The sequence below is a fragment of the Xenorhabdus sp. KJ12.1 genome (assembly GCF_963876495.1).
GTDB lineage: Bacteria > Pseudomonadota > Gammaproteobacteria > Enterobacterales > Enterobacteriaceae > Xenorhabdus > Xenorhabdus stockiae.
This window is the reverse complement of record NZ_CAWNQH010000062.1, coordinates 20,986-40,826: the sequence shown is the minus strand read 5'-3', so window position 1 is coordinate 40,826 and position 19,841 is coordinate 20,986. Positions and strand designations below refer to the sequence as shown.

General features: G+C 42.9%; 15 protein-coding genes and 2 tRNA genes. 15 read left to right on the top strand and 2 right to left on the bottom strand.

Annotation, left to right across the window (positions count from 1 at the left end):
• Nucleotides 1–9: 9 nt before the first annotated feature.
• Nucleotides 10–1,254, bottom strand: coding sequence for an MFS transporter (locus AACS92_RS08360; RefSeq protein ID WP_099110761.1), 1,245 nt, complete (start codon nt 1,252–1,254; stop codon nt 10–12).
• 398 nt (nt 1,255–1,652) lie between these two features.
• Between AACS92_RS08360 and dinB the strand changes: the two genes are divergently transcribed.
• On the top strand, nt 1,653–2,708 hold the full coding sequence (gene dinB, locus AACS92_RS08355) for a DNA polymerase IV (RefSeq protein WP_099110760.1): 1,056 nt from the start codon (nt 1,653–1,655) through the stop codon (nt 2,706–2,708).
• A gap of 170 nt (nt 2,709–2,878) precedes the next feature.
• Here dinB and pepD read toward each other — a convergent pair whose 3' ends face one another.
• On the bottom strand, nt 2,879–4,339 hold the full coding sequence (gene pepD / locus AACS92_RS08350) for a beta-Ala-His dipeptidase (RefSeq protein ID WP_099110759.1): 1,461 nt from the start codon (nt 4,337–4,339) through the stop codon (nt 2,879–2,881).
• A 259-nt stretch (nt 4,340–4,598) separates the two neighbouring features.
• Here pepD and gpt point away from each other — a divergent pair, with 259 nt between their 5' ends.
• The 14 genes from gpt (at nt 4,599) to AACS92_RS08280 (ending at nt 19,807) form a co-directional block, all read left to right on the top strand.
• On the top strand, nt 4,599–5,057 hold the full coding sequence (gpt, locus tag AACS92_RS08345; protein WP_099110758.1) for a xanthine phosphoribosyltransferase: 459 nt from the start codon (nt 4,599–4,601) through the stop codon (nt 5,055–5,057).
• A 240-nt stretch (nt 5,058–5,297) separates the two neighbouring features.
• Complete coding sequence (gene frsA / locus AACS92_RS08340) at nt 5,298–6,545, top strand: esterase FrsA (RefSeq protein WP_099110757.1); 1,248 nt, start codon at nt 5,298–5,300, stop codon at nt 6,543–6,545.
• 73 nt (nt 6,546–6,618) lie between these two features.
• Nucleotides 6,619–7,008, top strand: coding sequence for a sigma factor-binding protein Crl (gene crl, locus AACS92_RS08335; RefSeq protein WP_099110756.1), 390 nt, complete (start codon nt 6,619–6,621; stop codon nt 7,006–7,008).
• 324 nt (nt 7,009–7,332) lie between these two features.
• Nucleotides 7,333–8,436: a glutamate 5-kinase gene (proB, locus tag AACS92_RS08330; protein WP_099110804.1), complete on the top strand. Its 1,104-nt coding sequence runs from the start codon at nt 7,333–7,335 to the stop codon at nt 8,434–8,436.
• Nucleotides 8,437–8,446: 10 nt separating this feature from the next.
• On the top strand, nt 8,447–9,700 hold the full coding sequence (gene proA, locus AACS92_RS08325) for a glutamate-5-semialdehyde dehydrogenase (protein ID WP_099110755.1): 1,254 nt from the start codon (nt 8,447–8,449) through the stop codon (nt 9,698–9,700).
• 163 nt (nt 9,701–9,863) lie between these two features.
• Nucleotides 9,864–10,394 (top strand): shikimate kinase AroL, encoded by a 531-nt coding sequence (gene aroL, locus AACS92_RS08320; RefSeq protein WP_099110754.1) that lies wholly within the window; start codon nt 9,864–9,866, stop codon nt 10,392–10,394.
• Between the two features lie 147 nt (nt 10,395–10,541).
• Nucleotides 10,542–12,689, top strand: a complete 2,148-nt coding sequence (aas, locus tag AACS92_RS08315) for a bifunctional acyl-ACP--phospholipid O-acyltransferase/long-chain-fatty-acid--ACP ligase (protein WP_099110803.1) — start codon at nt 10,542–10,544, stop codon at nt 12,687–12,689.
• 4 nt (nt 12,690–12,693) lie between these two features.
• Complete coding sequence (gene lplT / locus AACS92_RS08310) at nt 12,694–13,890, top strand: lysophospholipid transporter LplT (protein WP_099110753.1); 1,197 nt, start codon at nt 12,694–12,696, stop codon at nt 13,888–13,890.
• A 25-nt stretch (nt 13,891–13,915) separates the two neighbouring features.
• Entirely contained in the window at nt 13,916–14,419 is a 504-nt protein-coding gene (gene pncC, locus AACS92_RS08305) for a nicotinamide-nucleotide amidase (RefSeq protein ID WP_099110752.1), read from the top strand.
• A 234-nt stretch (nt 14,420–14,653) separates the two neighbouring features.
• Complete coding sequence (recA, locus tag AACS92_RS08300; protein WP_099110751.1) at nt 14,654–15,730, top strand: recombinase RecA; 1,077 nt, start codon at nt 14,654–14,656, stop codon at nt 15,728–15,730.
• A gap of 314 nt (nt 15,731–16,044) precedes the next feature.
• Nucleotides 16,045–18,672 (top strand): alanine--tRNA ligase, encoded by a 2,628-nt coding sequence (alaS, locus tag AACS92_RS08295; protein ID WP_099110750.1) that lies wholly within the window; start codon nt 16,045–16,047, stop codon nt 18,670–18,672.
• A 248-nt stretch (nt 18,673–18,920) separates the two neighbouring features.
• Nucleotides 18,921–19,106 carry a carbon storage regulator CsrA gene (gene csrA / locus AACS92_RS08290; RefSeq protein WP_010845367.1) on the top strand — a complete coding sequence of 62 codons (186 nt, stop codon included), beginning with the start codon at nt 18,921–18,923 and terminating at the stop codon, nt 19,104–19,106.
• A 444-nt stretch (nt 19,107–19,550) separates the two neighbouring features.
• Nucleotides 19,551–19,643: transfer RNA gene (locus AACS92_RS08285), tRNA-Ser, on the top strand.
• A gap of 87 nt (nt 19,644–19,730) precedes the next feature.
• Nucleotides 19,731–19,807: transfer RNA gene (locus AACS92_RS08280), tRNA-Arg, on the top strand.
• The last annotated feature ends 34 nt before the right edge of the window (nt 19,808–19,841 follow it).

Genomic DNA, 19,841 nt, shown 5'->3' with positions numbered 1-19,841 from the left:
CGTAATGATTTATTTTTTAGTATAAAATGCCTCAGGATAGATTTTTTCGTAGTATCCATTTAACTGGCTTTCTGACATTTTTGATATCTCAATATATTTAGGTGAAGAGAGAATCAATAATGAGATTAATGCCATGAAGAAAGAAAAGCCGAGTAATAATATTTTAATATCATAACTCTCAATAATATAAGTGGCTGTCAGCATGCCCAGAGGAATGGATGCCATACAAATAGCAGTGAATTTAGATTCCATTGAATTACGATAATTTTCTGGTGTTGCAAGGCAACGAATGGAGGTGGTATTTATATTGTAAATTACTAACCCTATTCCACAGATCAACATGTAACAGCATAATTCAGTAAAAGAATCGGCATGAGATATACCGGCAATACAGAGCGCCATAGTCAATGCTGCAATAAAAGCAGTATGAGCCTTACAGAAAATCTTATTTATCTGATTGATAATAACAAGGCTGCCTAGCATCATGCCAATCCCAAAGGTTGCCTCAGCAATGCCAACATGCAAGGCACTTAGTTTAAACTGATTCAGAATGATAATAGGCAGGATGTACATGATTAATGGTGTAATCGCAAAATTAAAAAAAGCCGCAACAAATGAAAGCCTTATCTCTGTTGAATTTTTGGTAATGATCCTAATACTTTTTTGCCCGCGATGTTCGGCTTCCTCTGGCTTTTTTTCTGAATTTGTTTTAATAAAATAAAACCCAATCAGTGGCAGTAATGACATTACGGCAATAAAAATCAATGAGCCATCAATATTAAAGTAATGAATAATTAATCCGGAAATTGCCGGGCCAAGCATGGTATTAATAGAGTTTACCAGACCTCGATATTTAAATGCCTTGTCTAGTTTTTTGTTATCCATTATTTCAGGAATAATACTTATTCCTATAGGCTGAATGATAGCCGTGGCAACTGATGTTGCAATATATATCAGTCCTAATGATAAATAAAAATTGCTGTCTAATAGGTTAGAGATAACAAAAAGAATAAAAGAAGGGATAGTACAGTACAGCACAACACTTCTTTTATTTATTTTGTCACCTATTTCTCCAAATTTAATTAAGAATAAAATCTGAAATAGCCAACAAAAAAAGATAAACCAGCCGAGTTTTAATTCTAGCTTTAGTATTTCAATCATCCACCAGGAAAATAGCATACCAAATGCTCTTGTTGACGAAGTAAACAGAATATCAGATATCTGATATAGATAAAAAGAACGATTGTTGCTCATCAGAGTCCTTACTTTGGAGTCAAATTTAACAGGGTTTGAGAATGTTAGGGTGATATTTGTGCAAGAGGTTTCTCATTTTGTGTGATTTGTAATAGTTTATTGTTTGCTGTTGGTTTTAGTTAAATCTGTCTGCCATGAATTGCACAAAACTGCAGTTTATTTTTTATATCAATGAAAATAAATAATAAATTTTGATAGTTTTGTTATTTTAAATGTTACTAGACTAATTAATAAATTATCGTGAGGTGATAATTTTCATCTTAACAAAGATGAAATATTGTTCAGATAGTGAGAGACGATAGTGAAATGAAAGTTGCGCAGTAACAGATTAAAAAAATTAGCATATCATGAATTTGTTCTGTATATTTATACAGTATTTTTTGTCGTGGAGAGTTCAGATGCGCAAAATTATTCATATCGATATGGACTGCTTTTTTGCTGCCATTGAAATGCGGGATAATCCGTCACTCCGCGATATCCCGATAGCTGTTGGTGGTAGTGCTGACAGGCGGGGTGTCATCAGTACTGCAAATTATCCTGCCCGCCGTTACGGTGTACACAGTGCTATGTCTACCTCAATGGCAATGAAGTTGTGTCCTCAACTGAAAGTAATTTCAGGGCGTATGGCCTACTATAAAGAAGTTTCTCAACATATCCGTCAGATTTTTGCCCGCTATACTGAGTTGATCGAACCCTTGTCGCTGGATGAAGCGTATCTGGATGTGACAAATAGCCAGCATTGTCATGGTTCAGCAACATTAATTGCCAAAGAAATTCGACAGGTGATTTTTGATGAATTGCAGCTAACGGCTTCAGCGGGAATTGCCCCCGTTAAATTTCTGGCAAAAATAGCTTCTGATATCAATAAACCCAACGGTCAGTATTTGATTTCACCCACACAGGTTGACGATTTTGTGCAATCTCTGCCATTACGTAAAATTCCCGGAGTGGGGGAAGTCACCGCCGGGCGCTTGTCCGATATGGGGTTAGTACTTTGTTCTGATGTACAAAACTATGACAAGTTAGCATTAATAAAAAAACTGGGTAAATTTGGACTTGTGCTCTGGCAGCGCTGTCATGGTATTGATGAGCGCCTGATAAAACCTGATCGTTTACGTAAGTCTGTTGGGGTAGAGAAAACGCTGGCGCAGGATATTCATGACTGGCGTGATTGTGTTGAGTTGATTGAACAGCTTTATCCCGAGCTGGAAAAACGACTGGGAAAGGTCAAACCAGATCTCCGCATTGCTCGTCAGGGTATTAAATTAAAATTTGATGATTTTCAGCTAACCACACAGGAACATACTCATCCGTTACTGGATAAACAGGATCTGCTGAAGGTTGCCCAACAGGCTTGGGAGACACGTCGGGAAGGCAGAGGAGTCCGCTTAGTTGGCCTGCATGTGACATTACAAAGCCCACAACTGGAACGACAGCTATTGCTTGAGTTGTAATGCGGGTTTGTTAGCAATCTTTTATACGGGTATGTTTTACAAAAATATGCTTTACGAAAGAAATTAAAGAAAAAGTATTACAGGAAGCTATCACGGAAAAGATACTGCAAAATAGCGTAGGGAATATGAAGAAGGGATATTCCCCTGTCTGTAGACAGGGGAGAACTGCATTATTCTTTCACTGGGATCGCTTTCAGGATAGCAGTCAATAATTGCCAGTACTGGCCAACACTCTTAATGTGAACCCTTTCATCAGGTGAGTGGGCACCACGGATAGTTGGGCCAATGGAAACCATATCCATATCAGGGTAGGGTTTTTTAAATAATCCACATTCCAGACCTGCGTGAATTACCATAATGTTTGGTGTACTGTCGAACAGTTGGTGGTAAGTTTCACGCACTAAGTGCATTACCGGAGAATCGGCATCCGGCTGCCAGCCCGGGTAGTCACCACTTGCTGTTGCTTCTGCGCCGGAAAGTTTAGCCAGAGAGTTGAGCATCCCGACAACATAAGCCTTGCCACTTTCAATCAGTGAACGGATAAGGCAGATAACCTCGACGTGGTCTTCTTCCATATTGACAACACCCACATTCAGGGATGTTTCTACAACACCTTTTGCAACATCACTCATGCGAATAACACCGTTAGGCATTGTATTCAGCATAGCGATAAAGCGGGACTGACAATCTGCCGTTAATGCCTGTGATAAGGTTTTGACGTCATCCAACAAAAGAGTCAGGTTAGTTTCAGCGACCGCATATTCGTTCTTCAGCATTTCCAGATAATTATCTTTTACCTGATGTAGTTTTGGCAGTTGAGCTGCCGGTACGGCGATGATGGTGGAGCCTTCACGAGGGATTGCATTACGCAGAGTACCCCCCTGTAAATGGATCAGTTTCAGCTCCAGTTCATCACTGTATTCAGCAAGGAAGCGGGCCAGTAATTTATTGGCATTACCTAATCCCAGATGGATATCACCACCGGAATGACCACCTTTTAATCCTTTAATGGTCAGTTGTAGTGTTTGATAGTTTGCAGGCAGAGGTTCGCGGGAAAGTGGTAGTGTTGAAACATAATCTACCCCACCGGCACAGCCCATATAGATTTCGCCTTCTTCTTCTGAATCGGTGTTGATCAGAATATCAGCCTGCAACCAGCCCGGTTGAAGACCAAATGCGCCATCCATACCCGCTTCTTCAGTCATTGTCAGTAACACTTCCAGAGGGCCGTGTTTGACAGATTCATCTGCCAGCACTGCCAGCGCGGAAGCCATACCAATACCATTATCTGCGCCCAGTGTTGTACCTTCTGCGGTTATCCAGTCACCATCAATGTAAGGACGAATAGGATCTTTCGCGAAATCGTGCTGTGTATCGTTGTTCTTTTGCGGAACCATATCAAGATGAGCCTGAAGTACGACCGTTTTACGGTCTTCCATGCCTTTTGTGGCCGGTTTTCTTATCAGGATATTACCGACTTCATCACGTTCAACATGGAGGTTTTTATCCTCAGCCCATTCAATGATGTGAGAAGCAAGTTCTTCCTCATGATAGGATGGATGTGGAATGGAGCAAATTTTAGCAAAAATATCCCATAATGGTTGGGGGGATAATGTTGATAATTCGGACACGGCGAATCTCCTGTAACTTCATCTTGATGAAATAATAAGTGTAATGTTTGACATCTCGGGGGGCTTTATCATCTTGAGCTGCCCAGTGTCTATGTTATGCCTGAGAATACCATTTTCTGATTAGTAATGCGCTTTCAGGATCAGGATGTTCCTTGTTTTTGCTGGTTTTTGCGGGCTCAAATCACTATAATCCCGCGCAACCTTTATTCCGCAACAAACTCTTTTCTGAAAATATTCTTAGTTTCCAGGATCAAATTTTATGAGCGAAAAATATGTCGTAACGTGGGATATGTTGCAAATACATGCCCGTAAACTGGCGCAGCGTTTACTTCCTGTAGAGCAGTGGAAAGGCATTATTGCTGTAAGTCGTGGAGGTCTTGTGCCGGGGGCCTTGCTGGCCCGTGAGCTGGGTATTCGCCATGTTGATACAGTCTGTATTTCCAGCTATGACCACAATAATCAGCGTGAGTTAACGGTGCTGAAGAAAGCCGAAGGAGATGGAGAAGGCTTTATCGTTGTTGATGATTTGGTTGATACCGGCGGAACTGCTCAGGCAATTCGTGATATGTATCCAAAAGCGCATTTTGTGACGATTTTTGCCAAACCAGCAGGTCGTCCGTTAGTAGATGATTATGTGATTGATATCCCTCAGAATACATGGATTGAACAGCCGTGGGATATGGGCGTAATGTTCGTGCCACCTATTTGCGATCAGTAATTATTCCCTTCATTTTTCCAGTTATTTCTTTGCTGGTTGCTTTGCTTTACATAATGACGCCCCAGTCACATAGTTATCTATGCCACTGGGGATTTTAATGAGAGAGTCTCTTGCTTCTCACCGGAGGCCAGCCTTTGGCTGAGCAAATTCGTTCCGACGAATCTGGTATTCTTTTGTTATCGCAATGCAGCTCAGAACTTATTGGATATCTTGTAATAAGCAGTAATAAATTTCTTTGTCATGACTAAACAGAACCTTTCAGAATCACTGTTTAAACCGCAGGTTAAACAGCAGGAAACGTCTACATTGGTAAAATACGTTTTGCCATCATCAGCTCATGCTGATAATAAAATGCTCGGTGGCGAACATCAGGAACGCTGGTATCGAATGATTAACTGGCTTGCCTGGATCTGGAGGGGCATCAATCCGCTGGAGATTCAGGAGATCCTCAGCAGGATTGCGGTAACAGATGCTGAACGCAGTTATGATCATCTATTGGATACGGTAATTGGCTATCGCAAAGGGAACTGGGTATATGAATGGTCACAGCAGGCTATGCTCTGGCAACAGAAAGCACAACATGTTGAGCTTTCTTCTGAAGCCAGTCAGTGCTGGTTAAGAGCTTCAATGTTATACAGCATTGCCGCTTATCCTCATCTGCACGGTGATGAGCTGGCTGATCAGGCGGTTGTTCTGGCTAATAAAGCCTATGAAAATGCAGCACATTTCTCTGACTATCAACTGAAAAAACTGAAATTTCAGCTGGAAGATGGCAAAACTGTTACCGGTTTACTGCATATTCCTCCCGGAGTTCAGGAACCATGCCCAACAATACTGGTTTGCTCTGGTATTGATAGCCTGCAAAGTGATTGCTGGCGACTGTTTCGGGACCATTTTTCACCACAGGGTTTTGCGATGCTAACGGTGGATATGCCTTCCGTAGGTTATTCAGCGAGATTTACGCTGACACAGGATACCTGCGCTCTTCATCAGCAGGTATTGCAGCAATTAGATAGCATCCCGTGGATCGATCACACAAGAATAGGTATTTTTGGTTTCCGTTTCGGTGCCAATATTGCCGTTCGTCTTGCCTATCTGGAATCCAGTCTTATTAAGGGTGTGGCAGTGGTCAGCCCGGTTGTTCATGAATTGCTGCATAATGAGAGATTGCAGCAGAAAATCCCGTCAATGTATATCGATATACTCGCCAGTCGTTTGGGTATCTATCATGTGGATGAAGCCGTTTTGCGTTCAGAACTGAGTTGTTATTCATTAAAAAATCAGGGGTTACTCGGTCGTCGCTGTTCTGTGCCAATGTTCTCAGTGTATTGGAAGGATGACATTTTTAGCCCGGCGGAAGATTCAAAACTGATTGCCAGATCTTCGCTGGATGGCTCTTTATTAGCTATTCCTGCTATGCCTGCTTATAGTGGTTTCAGTAATGCGTTACACGCAGCAAGTGTATGGTTGAAAGATAAAGTTAACTAAACTGAAATTTAATCATTGATATTTTTTAATCATTTGATACAACTGTTCTTCTGTTTATAAAGGAGACCTTTGTATGACTGTACCCGTAAATTATTCCAGAAATAAGTTGTTGAAGAGTTTTTCTGCATTAGGGCCTTATTTACGCGAGTTAAAATGCCAAAATGACTATTTCTTCTTTGATTGTCTGGCGGTCTGCGTGAGTGCTAAAGCAGCGCCAGAAAAACGGGAGTTCTGGGGCTGGTGGCTAGAATTGGAACGACAGGAAAAAGGGTTCGTTTATAATTATCAGATAGGTCTGTTTGATAAACATGGTGAGTGGCTGCCTATGAGTATCAAAAAAGAAGCAGATCTCAGGCAGCTTGAATCAACATTACAGGCGTTTCATCAACGCCTGTCTGATTCTTTGGGTAACCTTAAACTCACACTTAGCCCATCCGAAAATACCTTCACTCCACAGAATTAAGTCTACTAACCGGGTTTATTTTATCCCCGACAGATTTTAAGTTGCAGCCTTGCTGGTTGCGCTGTTTTTTCGATAGCTACACCCCGGCCACAGTTTTGTCTATGTTGCCGGGGTGTGCTGATACTCTTCTGTCTATTATCAGAGGCCGACTTTTGGTTGTATCTTGAAATTCACAGGGTATAAATCAACTTTTTTTGAATTTTATGTTATGCCAGTTGGCATAATGCTTCTCTCCTGCTAAAACTGAGCACTGTTTTTTGAATGTGTTTTGAATTTATTGTTTTTTCAAATTAGCTTTTTCAAATTAATAATGGCAGAAATATGATGAATGGCCGACAAACATTGGTTGTGAAACTGGGAACGAGTGTACTGACAGGGGGTTCCCGCCGTTTGAATCGCGCTCACATAGTAGAGTTGGTTCGGCAATGTGCGCAGTTACATGAGAAAGGTCACCGTATTATTATTGTGACTTCCGGTGCAATTGCAGCAGGTCGGGAACACTTGGGTTATCCTGATCTTCCGGCCACCATTGCCTCAAAGCAATTGCTTGCAGCCGTAGGGCAAAGCCGCTTGATTCAGCTATGGGAGCAACTTTTCTCTATCTATGGCATCCATGTCGGGCAGATGTTACTGACTCGTGCCGATCTGGAAGATCGCGAACGTTTCCTGAACGCAAGGGATACGTTGCATGCACTGCTTGATAATCACATTATCCCTATTATCAACGAGAATGATGCGGTAGCAACGGCGGAAATTAAAGTCGGTGATAACGATAATCTTTCTGCACTGGCGGCAATTCTGGGCACTGCAGATAAGTTATTGCTCCTGACAGATATTGAAGGTCTGTATACTGCTGATCCCCGTAATAATCCTGATGCTAAACTTATCCGTGAAGTACACGATATTAGCGATGAACTCAAAATGATGGCCGGAGACAGTGTATCAGGTCTCGGAACAGGGGGAATGGCAACAAAACTTCAGGCGGCAGGCATTGCTGGCCGTGCCGGCATTGATGTCATCATCGCTGCCGGTAACAGAGAAAATGTGATTGCTGATGTGATTGAAGAAAAATCGGTGGGAACTCGTTTTCATGGCCTGACCAGCCCGATGGAAAATCGCAAACGCTGGATTTTCGGCGCTCCTTCTGCGGGTGAAATTATTGTCGATGATGGCGCAGAAGCGGCTATTCTCGCAAAAGGCAGCTCTTTACTGCCGAAAGGCATTAAAAGTATTTCAGGCGACTTTTCCCGTGGTGAAGTGGTTCGCATCTGTAGTTTATCCGGTAAGAAACTGGCTCACGGTGTATGCCGTTACAACAGTGATGCTTTACGCCTGATTGCAGGCCGTCACTCACAGGAAATCAGCCGGATATTAGGTTATGAATATGGTGCAGTTGCTGTGCACCGTGATGATATGATCGTAAGTTAAGGATTCCACCATGCTAGAGCAGATGGGAAAAGCAGCCAAGGCAGCATCATGGCAACTGGCTCAATTAAGTACTAGTCAGAAAAATCAGGCCCTGAGTCACATTGCTGATTTACTTGAAAAAGAAGCAGAAGTGATCCTCACAGCCAATCAGCAGGATATGGAACAAGCCCGCAAACAGGGTATGAATGAAGCATTACTTGATCGCTTATTACTGACTCCTGAGCGTTTGAGTGCGATTGCTAATGACGTCCGTCAGGTTTGCCGTCTGGCTGATCCTGTCGGTCAAGTGATGGATGGGCAATTGTTGGATAGCGGGCTGCAACTGAGTCGCCGCCGTGTTCCTCTTGGGGTAATTGGGGTGATTTATGAAGCCCGTCCCAACGTTACGATTGATGTAGCATCACTGTGCCTGAAAACAGGGAATGCAGTGATATTGCGTGGTGGTAAGGAAACTCATCATACCAATCAGGCGATGGTTAAAGTTATTCAGCAGTCGCTGGAACAAAGTGGCTTGCCAGCCTCAGCAGTACAGGCAATTAATAAGCCAGATCGTGAGCTGGTTGCCGAAATGCTGAAAATGGATCGCTATATCGATATGTTGATCCCGCGTGGTGGTGCCGGTTTGCATAAACTTTGCCGTGAGCAGTCCACTATTCCGGTAATCACCGGAGGAATTGGCGTTTGTCACACATTTGTGGATGAGCATGTGAATTTTGAAAAGGCACTGGAAGTTATCACTAATGCTAAAATTCAGCGCCCAAGCGCATGTAATGCATTGGAAACTTTGCTAGTACATGAAAAAATAGCCGCTGATTTCCTGCCGGAACTGAGTGCCAGAATGAAAGAGCAAGGCGTAACACTGCATGCCGGTGCGTCAGCAATGGCATTGCTACAGGATGGCCCGGCAAAAGTGGTTGCCGTGACAGAAGAAGACTATTGTGATGAATGGCTTTCTTTGGATATGAATGTGGAAATTGTCAGCAATATTGATAAAGCGATTGAGCATATACGTCATTATGGTACAGCCCATTCGGATGCTATTCTGACGGAGTGTTTACAACATGCTGATTATTTTGTTCATCGTGTTGACTCTTCGGCGGTATATGTAAATGCAAGCACACGCTTTACTGATGGTGGTCAGTTTGGTTTAGGAGCTGAAGTTGCTGTCAGTACTCAGAAACTACACTCCAGAGGGCCAATGGGTCTGGATGCTCTGACGACTTACAAATGGATTGGTTACGGAGATTACCTTTCCCGTCGATAATGACAATATTCATTTTAAATAATATTTAATCAGAGTAAGTCACACTTAATGTAAAGTGTGGCTTTTTATATACAAGAAATATATTTTTTACACAGGTGTAAATGTTTAGTTACTATACTTTGTATTTAGGTTTAACAACACAAAACTTCAGGAAAGCAACGAAATGAAACAGACTCTATTTATCGTGGGTGCACGAGGTGCAGGGAAGACGACAATAGGTAATGTGTTGGCTGAAGTATTATCGTATCAATTTGTTGACACTGATGAAGATGTCCAGACTTCTTGTGGAATGACAATTGCAGAGCTTGTTGAACAGCGTGGCTGGGATTATTTCAGAAAGCTGGAAAGTGAAACACTGAAAGCGGTTAGTCAGCGAAACAGAGTTGTGTCTACCGGTGGTGGAATGGTGTTAGCAGCGGAAAATCGGCAGTATATGCGGCAAAACGGTATTGTGGTTTATTTGCAGGCACCCGCTTCCGTTTTGGTAGAGAGGCTCTCTCTTAATCCGGAGAATTCACAGCGTCCCAGCCTGACCGGAAAATCCATAACAGAAGAAATAACCGGAGTATTGGCAGAGAGGGAACCACTCTATTGTGAATGTGCGCACCTCATTGTGGATGCGGCCTTATCGATAGAAAATATCGTTCTTGAAATTCAAAGCTATATATTAAGTCAATATAAACAGATAATTTGATATATTTTTTTATTTTTACGCTTATTTATTATAAGACTAATAAATCCTGTATCTCAGATCATTTATACCTCTTATAGTATCATTCTACTCACTCACTTTAATTTTATTTAATTATTTATATTGAGATATATGGATTGAGATATGGATATACTCTTAAAGGTTCTGAGATTACTTGTACGTGTACTCTTCAGAGTGACAGTCGAAGGTGACGATAAGCATTTAAAACACCCTAAATGTATTATTACACCCAATCATATTTCCTTTCTTGATGGGCTCCTGATAGGGCTTTTCCTGCCGGGAAAACCAGTATTTGCCATTTATTCCAATATTGCGACAAAGGGCTTTCTCAAATTTATTAAACCTTTTGCTGATGTTGTACCTTTGGATCCAAACAATCCGATGGCAATCAGGACACTAGTTAAGGAAATTGACAAAGGTCGCCCGATAGTGATTTTTCCTGAAGGTCGGATCACGGTAACGGGCTCCCTGATGAAAATCTACGATGGTGCAGCATTTATTGCGGCGAAGTCAGACGCAAAAATTGTGCCTATCCGTATTGATGGAGCGGAACAAAGCGTGTTCGGGCGGTTAAGAGGCGTCATGAAGCAGCATTGGTTCCCTAAAGTCACCATCCGGATTTTACCTGCAATGGATTTCCCAATGCCAGATGCGCCGGACTCTAACAGTCGCCGCCGTCTGGCAGGAGAGAAACTGCATGCTGTTATGATGGATGTGAGGATGCAGACTCGCCCAAAAGAAACGTTATTCAGCGCGTATCTCGCTGCCCAAAAGCGTTTCGGGCGTTTTAAACCCTGTATTGAAGATATTGCACTGAAAGAAGATAGTTATCATACATTTCTGAAAAAGATATTGGGCTTTAGCCGGATTTTAGGACGCTTTACTCAGGAAGGTGAAAGGGTCGGGCTTTTATTACCTAATGCCACCGCTATGGCAACCACAATATATGGTACGTCACTGAAAGGGCGAGTACCTGCTTTGCTGAACTACACGGCAGGAAGCAGTGGCATTAAAAATGCGATACAAGCAGCGACTATCAAAACAATCATCACTTCCCGCCAGTTTCTTGAGAAAAGTCAGCTTACGCATTTACCAGATCAGATAACAGAAGCAAATTGGGTATACCTTGAAGATTTGAAAGAGACTATTACGTGGGAAGATAAATTGTGGGTGCTTTGGCATTTGATTTTTCCCGCAAAAGCGGCTTTGTCTTCACAGAAACCAGAGGATGATGCACTTATCCTGTTCACCTCTGGGTCTGAAGGGGCACCGAAAGGTGTTGTGCATAGCCATGCCAGCTTACTGGCAAATGTTGAGCAAATTAAAACGATAGCTGATTTTACTCCACAGGATCGTTTTATGTCGTCTTTACCTTTGTTCCATGCGTTTGGGCTGACCGTTGGGTTATTCACTCCCCTGATGTCAGGAAGCCGTGTATTTCTGTACCCGAACCCACTGCATTACCGTGTTGTTCCTGAAGTTGTCTATGATCAGAACTGTACTGTTCTGTTCGGAACCTCAACTTTTCTGGGTAATTATGCCCGCTATGCTCATCCTTATGACTTCTCCCGTTTGCGCTATGTCGTTGCTGGTGCAGAAAAACTGTCGGAAGAGACTAAGCGTGTCTGGCAGGATAAATTTGGTATCCGGATTCTGGAAGGTTATGGCGTAACCGAATGCGCTCCTGTTGTCGCTATCAATGTCCCAATGGCTGCCAAAGTAGGCACAGTCGGCAGAATTTTGCCGAGCATGGAAACACGTTTATTACCTGTGCCGGGTATTGAAGAAGGCGGACGCCTGCAAGTACGTGGGCCAAATCTGATGAAAGGCTATTTGCGGGTTGAAGCCCCGGATCGTCTGGAACCGCCGACGGCAGAAGATGCCGAAGGAAATATCCAGACAGGCTGGTATGACACAGGTGATATTGTATCCATTGATGAAGAAGGTTTCTGTACGATCAAAGGACGAGTAAAGCGTTTTGCCAAACTGGCAGGTGAAATGGTTTCTCTTGAAGCTGTAGAACAAATAGCTTTACGTGTTTCGCCCGAAGCTCTGCATGCAGTAACAGCAAAGGGTGACCGCAGCAAGGGTGAGGCATTGGTGTTGTTTACAACAGATACCGTTTTGAACCGAAGCGTGATGTTACTCACCGCCCGTCAAATTGGGATACCTGAACTGGCAGTTCCACGTGATATTCGTTATGTGAAGCAATTACCTTTGCTGGGCAGTGGCAAACCTGATTTTGTCACCTTAAGAAAAATGGCAGAACAGGAGTAAAAAAATGAATGGTACTGTGGAAACACAACCATTGTTAAACCGGGGAATGAAGGCTGTTTTACTATCCCAGTTTCTCTCCGCTTTTGCCGACAATGCCCTATTCTTTGCAATATTGGCTCAATTGAAAGCTGAATCTTATCCGGGATGGAGCCTGCCGGCTCTGCAAATGGTTTTTGTGCTGACCTATATCGTATTTGCCCCTTTTGTGGGGCAAATTGCTGATCGGTTCCCGAAAGGCAGAGTTATGCTCTTTTCCAATGGCATCAAATTGCTGGGAGCCATCAGCATCTGTATTGATATGAACCCTTTCTTGGGATATACCCTTGTGGGGATCGGGGCGGCGGCCTATTCTCCGGCCAAATATGGCATTTTAGGGGAATTGACAGACGGCAGCCATCTGGTCAAAGCCAATGGATTGATGGAAGCTTCGACTATTGCTGCCATTCTGATTGGTTCTGTAGTGGGTGGTTTTCTTTCTGATATAAACCTGTTTATTGCATTAGGAATATGTGCCCTGATGTATAGCGCGGCAGTAGTCGCCAATTTGTATATACCCCGTTTAGTGGCTGCCCGGCAGGGAAAAGGCTGGGATCTTAAAGCAATGTTGCAGGATTTTATCTCGGTAATCTCTGCCCTTTGGAATAACTCGGAAACCCGTTTTTCTTTGGTTGGAACCAGCCTGTTTTGGGGGGCGGGGGTCACTCTGCGCTTTTTGTTGGTTGCGTGGGTTCCCGTTGTTCTGGGAGTTGAGGGGAATACAACGCCAACCTTGATGAACGCTGTGGTTGCTATCGGCATTATTGCGGGAGCGGGATTAGCTGCAAGGTTTATTACACTGAGTACGGTGCGCCGCTGTATGCCAGCCGGAATACTTATTGGTATTATTGTTATCATGTTTGTCTTGCAACACTCAATATGGCATTCATACCTATTCCTGATTACGATTGGTTTGTGTGGTGGTCTTTTTGTGGTGCCATTAAATGCGTTGTTACAGGAACATGGGAAGCATGAAATGGGCGCTGGTAAAGCTGTTGCAGTACAGAATTTTGGTGAAAACAGCGCAATGTTGATCATGCTGGGGTTATACTTAATTTCCACCATGTTACAAATATCCGTTATTACTATAGGTATTGGCTTTGGAATACTATTCTCTTTAGCAATCGGTGGATTATGGATTTGGGATCTGCTTCGGAAAAATTAATTTCTTACAGAGTTAAAGGCGTACTATGGATGAAAAAATCCTGAATCAGCTTAGTATTGAACTAGGAAAAAGGTTACGCCAGAAAAATCTGTCTATTACCTGTGCAGAATCCTGCACAGGAGGATGGATTGCCAAGGTGATCACAGATGTTGCGGGAAGCTCTGCCTATTTTGATCGTGGCTTTGTGACTTACGGTAATGATTCAAAATGTGAAATGCTGGGTGTTTCACCGATATCATTAGTCGAATCAGGAGCCGTCAGTGAGCAGGTTGTGAAAGAAATGGCTTTGGGAGCATTAGACGCTGCTAAGGCTGATTTTGCGGTTTCAGTCAGTGGTATCGCCGGGCCGGATGGTGGCAGCAAAGAGAAACCGGTTGGCACCGTTTGTTTTGGATTTGCCGTCCGTGATGGCACAAAGAGATATACAAAATCATATCGCCGACTTTTCACTGGTGACCGTAATTCTGTTCGTCTCCAGTCTGTGATTTTTTCTTTAAAAGCATTGCTGGAAGAAATCATAAAAAATTAACTTGATGCTGTATGATTATACAGTATAATTGATTCCAGTATTTTGGTCGTATAAACCATATTGATCTTATAAAGCACATCGGCTTTATAAATTGATTTACGAAACGTGGACTTATAAACATTGTTTTTTAAATAAATGTTTATTAAACAACGAGTCTTATTAGACATAGCATCAGAAACGGTTTATCAGCAGTGGGGCAGCCCCCTTCACTTCATTGCTTACGAGGGAGTAAACATGGCTAACGATGAAAACAAACAAAAGGCACTAGCAGCGGCACTGGGCCAGATTGAAAAACAATTTGGTAAAGGTTCAATCATGCGTTTGGGCGAAAACCGCTCAATGGATGTTGAAACTATTTCTACTGGTTCACTGTCTCTCGATATTGCTTTGGGGGCAGGTGGTTTGCCAATGGGGCGTATTGTTGAAATATACGGGCCTGAGTCTTCCGGTAAGACAACGCTGACTCTTCAGGTTATTGCCGCTGCTCAGCGCGAAGGCAGAACATGTGCTTTTATCGATGCTGAACATGCCCTCGATCCGGTTTATGCGAAAAAGCTGGGTGTAGATATTGATAACTTACTGTGTTCTCAGCCTGATACAGGTGAACAAGCGCTGGAAATCTGTGATGCCTTGTCACGCTCTGGTGCAGTTGATGTTATTGTTGTTGACTCCGTTGCTGCATTGACACCAAAAGCAGAAATCGAAGGTGAAATCGGTGATTCACATATGGGTCTGGCGGCTCGTATGATGAGCCAGGCAATGCGTAAACTGGCAGGAAACCTGAAAAACTCGAATACTCTGCTTATCTTCATCAACCAAATCCGTATGAAAATTGGGGTTATGTTTGGTAACCCAGAAACGACGACGGGTGGTAATGCACTGAAATTCTACGCATCTGTTCGTTTGGACATCCGCCGTACCGGTTCAGTTAAAAATAGTGATGAAGTTGTTGGCAGCGAAACCCGCGTGAAGGTAGTCAAAAACAAAGTTGCAGCACCCTTTAAACAAGCTGAATTCCAGATTTTGTATGGAGAAGGTATCAACACTTATGGTGAGCTTATCGACCTGGGTGTTAAACACAAAATGGTGGAAAAAGCAGGTGCATGGTACAGCTATAACGGCGATAAAATCGGTCAGGGTAAAGCCAATGCGACAAATTATCTGAAAGAGCATCCGGAAATCGCATCTGAGCTGGATAAAAAACTGCGCGAGTTATTGCTGAATAATGCTGGTGGGTTCAGTAGCGCGGCTGAAGATTATGTCACTGATTATGAAGACAATGCAGAAGAAGTAAATAACGAAGAGTTTTGATTGTTATTTCTTCTGTGCTACAGCCTTGTGGTCACAAAGAGTTCTGAAAAAACCACATCCTTTAAGGGTGTGGTTTTTTCTTTTATGGAGAGAATAAATACCTGTGTAATAGGTGCGTCGGAACTGGTCTGACAAACAGACTTTCAGAAAATGCTCAGACGAATTACAATGCTGAAAAGCGAATAGATTTATATGGAATTTTACTTCTTATGGAAGAGACTCTATCTTAACCCTGTTCGTGAGTTGAAATAGTGATAAAACTTGTCACTTCAACCATCCATGATTCTGTTTTTCAGCTTGATTTCGGGACAATTATGAGCAAAAGCACCGCTGAGATCCGTCAAGCGTTTCTTGACTTTTTTCAAACTAAAGGGCACCAGATAGTACCAAGCAGTTCATTGGTGCCGACTAATGATCCAACATTGTTGTTCACCAACGCAGGAATGAACCAGTTCAAAGATGTTTTCCTTGGATTGGATAAAAGGCCTTATACCCGAGCAACAACGGCTCAGCGCTGTGTTCGTGCTGGTGGTAAGCATAACGATTTAGAAAATGTTGGTTACACAGCCCGCCATCATACTTTCTTTGAAATGTTGGGTAATTTCAGTTTTGGCGATTACTTTAAACAGGATGCAATTAATTATGCATGGGAATTGCTGACTGGGAGTGAGTGGTTCAACCTGCCAAAAGAAAAACTGTGGGTAACTGTCTATGAGACAGATGATGAAGCCTACGAGATCTGGAGCAAAGAGGTCGGCGTTCCTACAGAAAGAATTATTCGCATTGGTGATAATAAAGGTGCTCCTTACGCGTCAGATAATTTCTGGCAAATGGGAGACACAGGCCCTTGTGGCCCTTGTACCGAGATTTTCTATGACCACGGTGAACATATTTGGGGTGGTCCTCCGGGTAGCCCGGAAGAAGACGGTGACAGGTATATTGAAATCTGGAATATCGTTTTCATGCAGTTTAACCGCCATGCTGATGGCACAATGGAGCCACTACCAAAACCTTCCGTTGATACAGGAATGGGATTGGAACGTCTCGCTGCGGTACTGCAACATGTAAACTCCAACTATGAAATTGATGCATTCCGTGATCTAATTGCTTCAGTAGCAGAAGTTACTGGTGCTACTGACCTCACTAACAAATCTCTGCGTGTTATTGCCGACCATATTCGCTCATGCTCATTTTTGATTTGTGATGGTGTTATTCCATCGAATGAGAACCGGGGTTATGTGCTTCGTCGTATCATTCGTCGCGCTATCCGTCATGGGAATATGCTGGGCGCTAAAGAAACATTCTTCTATAAGCTGGTTGCTCCGTTGATCAAAATTATGGGAGCCGCAGGCGAGGAACTTCAGCGTCAGCAAGCATTGGTTGAGCAAGTACTGAAAACAGAGGAAGAGCAGTTTGCTCGTACTTTGGAGCGGGGTTTGCAATTATTGGATGAAGAGCTGGCCAAACTGTCCGGTAATACTTTAGATGGCGAAACAGCTTTCCGTCTTTATGATACCTATGGATTCCCTCTTGATCTGACTGCTGACGTTTGTCGTGAACGTGATATCAAAGTTGATGAAAAAGGTTTTGAGTCTGCGATGGAGAATCAACGCCGTCGTGCTCGCGAATCCAGTGGTTTTGGTACTGATTATAATGACGTCATTAAAGTTGATGGGCAAAGCGAATTTTCTGGTTATGACCATGATTCTCAGCAAGCCTCTGTAACTGCTATTTTCCGCAATGGAGAGGAAGTAGATCATCTGAATGCAGGTGATGAAGCGATCATTATTCTTGATAAAACCGCTTTTTACGCTGAATCCGGTGGACAAGTCGGTGATACAGGCAAATTGTCCGGTACTGAAGGTGTATTTGAAGTTACTGATACACAAAAATACGGTCAGGCAATTGGCCATATTGGTAAGTTGATAAGTGGCAGCCTGACTGTAAATACAGCAGTTAACGCTGAAGTTGATGTGGCACGCAGAAATAACATTCGTCTGAATCACTCGGCAACTCACCTGCTACATTCAGCACTGCGCCAAATTCTTGGAGAACATGTCTCTCAGAAAGGCTCTCTGGTCAATGACAAATATTTGCGCTTTGACTTCTCCCATTTTGAAGCAATGAAGCCAGAGCAAATTCGTCTGGTAGAAAATTTGGTGAATGAAGAAATCCGTAAAAACTCATCAATTATTACAGATGTAATGGATTTGGAAGAGGCGAAGACCAAGGGTGCTATGGCACTATTTGGCGAAAAGTACGATGAGAAAGTGCGTGTATTGAGCATGGGAGAGTTTTCCACTGAGCTATGTGGTGGTACTCATGCGAGCCATACCGGTGATATCGGATTATTCCGTATAACCAGTGAATCAGGTACAGCTGCGGGTATCCGCCGTATTGAAGCTGTAACAGGGCAAACCGCACTTAATTCTATTTATCAGCAGACTGATTTATTGCAAGATATAGCTTATTTAGTGAAGGGCGATATCAATAGCCTGAACGAGAAAGTTAAAGCCACGCTGGATAGAACGAAGCAGCTGGAAAAAGAATTGCAACAGCTGAAATCTCAGCAGGCAGCTCAGGAAAGCTCTTCTTTGGCTAATAAGGCAAAAGATATTCAGGGTGTGCGCCTGCTGGTAACTCAGTTGGGTGATGTGGAACCAAAAATGCTCAGGACAATGGTTGATGATCTGAAAAATCAACTAGGATCAGCAATTATTGTGCTTTCTACTGTGACTGGTGATAAAGTCACCCTAATTGTTGGTATAACGAAGGATTTGACTGCTAGAATAAAAGCGGGCGATTTAATCTCTTTCGTTGCCCAACAAGTTGGAGGTAAAGGAGGAGGTCGTCCTGATCTGGCTCAGGCTGGCGGGACAGATGTAGCAGCTCTTCCTTCCGCATTGGACAGTGTAGAAGAGTGGGTCACATTGCGGTTGTAGTTGGTATTGCAGTGATAGTAGTGGCACCATAGAAGCAATCTTTTTATGGTGCCAAATGTTTTTCGTTGTGAAATTGTTGAAATGTTGTGCACATACTTATATTTTAGCTATCCTATAGATATAGGAAATGTGTTCAAAACTGCTTATACTTTAAGTAGATATCATAGCTTTACGTTTTCACGGTGTTTGATGGATAATAGCGGGGAAACCTAGAGACCCGACTCTTTTAAATTTTCAAGGAGCAAAGAATGCTTATTCTGACTCGTCGAGTTGGTGAAACGCTCATGATAGGCGATGAGGTAACAGTTACAGTACTGGGAGTTAAAGGCAACCAAGTTCGCATTGGTGTAAATGCGCCCAAGGAAGTTTCTGTTCACCGTGAAGAAATTTATCAACGGATTCAGGCAGAGAAGTCTCAGCCTACAACTTTTTAATTCAAGAATGGCGTCCATGCTTTTTTTAAACTTGGGCGCTACTCTACTTCCCTTCTTTATAAACCACGTCGATTTATCTCTCTTTGTTACCTTAATTCTATTCTCTCACGTCTTTTCATTTTCTATCTGTCGAAAAGGCCTCATTCATGATGTCATAGCGATGAATAATTTTTTCGATGAATCTTCATATGGATTCGGTGATTTTGCTGTTGATAAAACAGCCTTTTAGACGTTAAACCAAGCGTTTTGTGCGCAAAGTATTCAAACGGAAAAAAGTTGCGAGAAATTGTTTGACTTATCAGGCTGGGAAAGTAATATGTGCGCCATCGCAACGACGAACGGCTTTAAGAAAAGCTTCTGAGTGAGTCTCAGAGGTGAAGCTTAAAAGAGTTATTAAGTGAAAGCTTAAAAACGAAAACCCAAGTCAAGAGTTTTAAAGCGTATGGTGAGGTGGCCGAGAGGCTGAAGGCGCTCCCCTGCTAAGGGAGTATGTGGTTAAGAGCTGCATCGAGGGTTCGAATCCCTCCCTCACCGCCATTTTAAAAGCCGCGATTTACTAGGTATATCAATTCTGAACAGTTAGGCAATCAACAGCGCCTGAACAGAACACTGAAAACCGACAATGCATCCGTAGCTCAGCTGGATAGAGTACTCGGCTACGAACCGAGCGGTCGGAGGTTCGAATCCTCCCGGATGCACCATATTAAATATCACGATTTATCGGGTATTCAATTC

What these genes read in the sequence shown, in the direction of transcription:
- AACS92_RS08360 (WP_099110761.1), bottom strand. Translation starts at nt 1,254, where the DNA reads ATGAGCAACAATCGTTCTTTTTATCTATATCAGATATCTGATATTCTG.
- dinB (WP_099110760.1), top strand. Translation starts at nt 1,653, where the DNA reads ATGCGCAAAATTATTCATATCGATATGGACTGCTTTTTTGCTGCCATT.
- gpt (WP_099110758.1), top strand. Translation starts at nt 4,599, where the DNA reads ATGAGCGAAAAATATGTCGTAACGTGGGATATGTTGCAAATACATGCC.
- frsA (WP_099110757.1), top strand. Translation starts at nt 5,298, where the DNA reads ATGACTAAACAGAACCTTTCAGAATCACTGTTTAAACCGCAGGTTAAA.
- crl (WP_099110756.1), top strand. Translation starts at nt 6,619, where the DNA reads ATGACTGTACCCGTAAATTATTCCAGAAATAAGTTGTTGAAGAGTTTT.
- proB (WP_099110804.1), top strand. Translation starts at nt 7,333, where the DNA reads ATGAATGGCCGACAAACATTGGTTGTGAAACTGGGAACGAGTGTACTG.
- proA (WP_099110755.1), top strand. Translation starts at nt 8,447, where the DNA reads ATGCTAGAGCAGATGGGAAAAGCAGCCAAGGCAGCATCATGGCAACTG.
- aroL (WP_099110754.1), top strand. Translation starts at nt 9,864, where the DNA reads ATGAAACAGACTCTATTTATCGTGGGTGCACGAGGTGCAGGGAAGACG.
- lplT (WP_099110753.1), top strand. Translation starts at nt 12,694, where the DNA reads ATGAATGGTACTGTGGAAACACAACCATTGTTAAACCGGGGAATGAAG.
- pncC (WP_099110752.1), top strand. Translation starts at nt 13,916, where the DNA reads ATGGATGAAAAAATCCTGAATCAGCTTAGTATTGAACTAGGAAAAAGG.
- recA (WP_099110751.1), top strand. Translation starts at nt 14,654, where the DNA reads ATGGCTAACGATGAAAACAAACAAAAGGCACTAGCAGCGGCACTGGGC.
- alaS (WP_099110750.1), top strand. Translation starts at nt 16,045, where the DNA reads ATGAGCAAAAGCACCGCTGAGATCCGTCAAGCGTTTCTTGACTTTTTT.
- csrA (WP_010845367.1), top strand. Translation starts at nt 18,921, where the DNA reads ATGCTTATTCTGACTCGTCGAGTTGGTGAAACGCTCATGATAGGCGAT.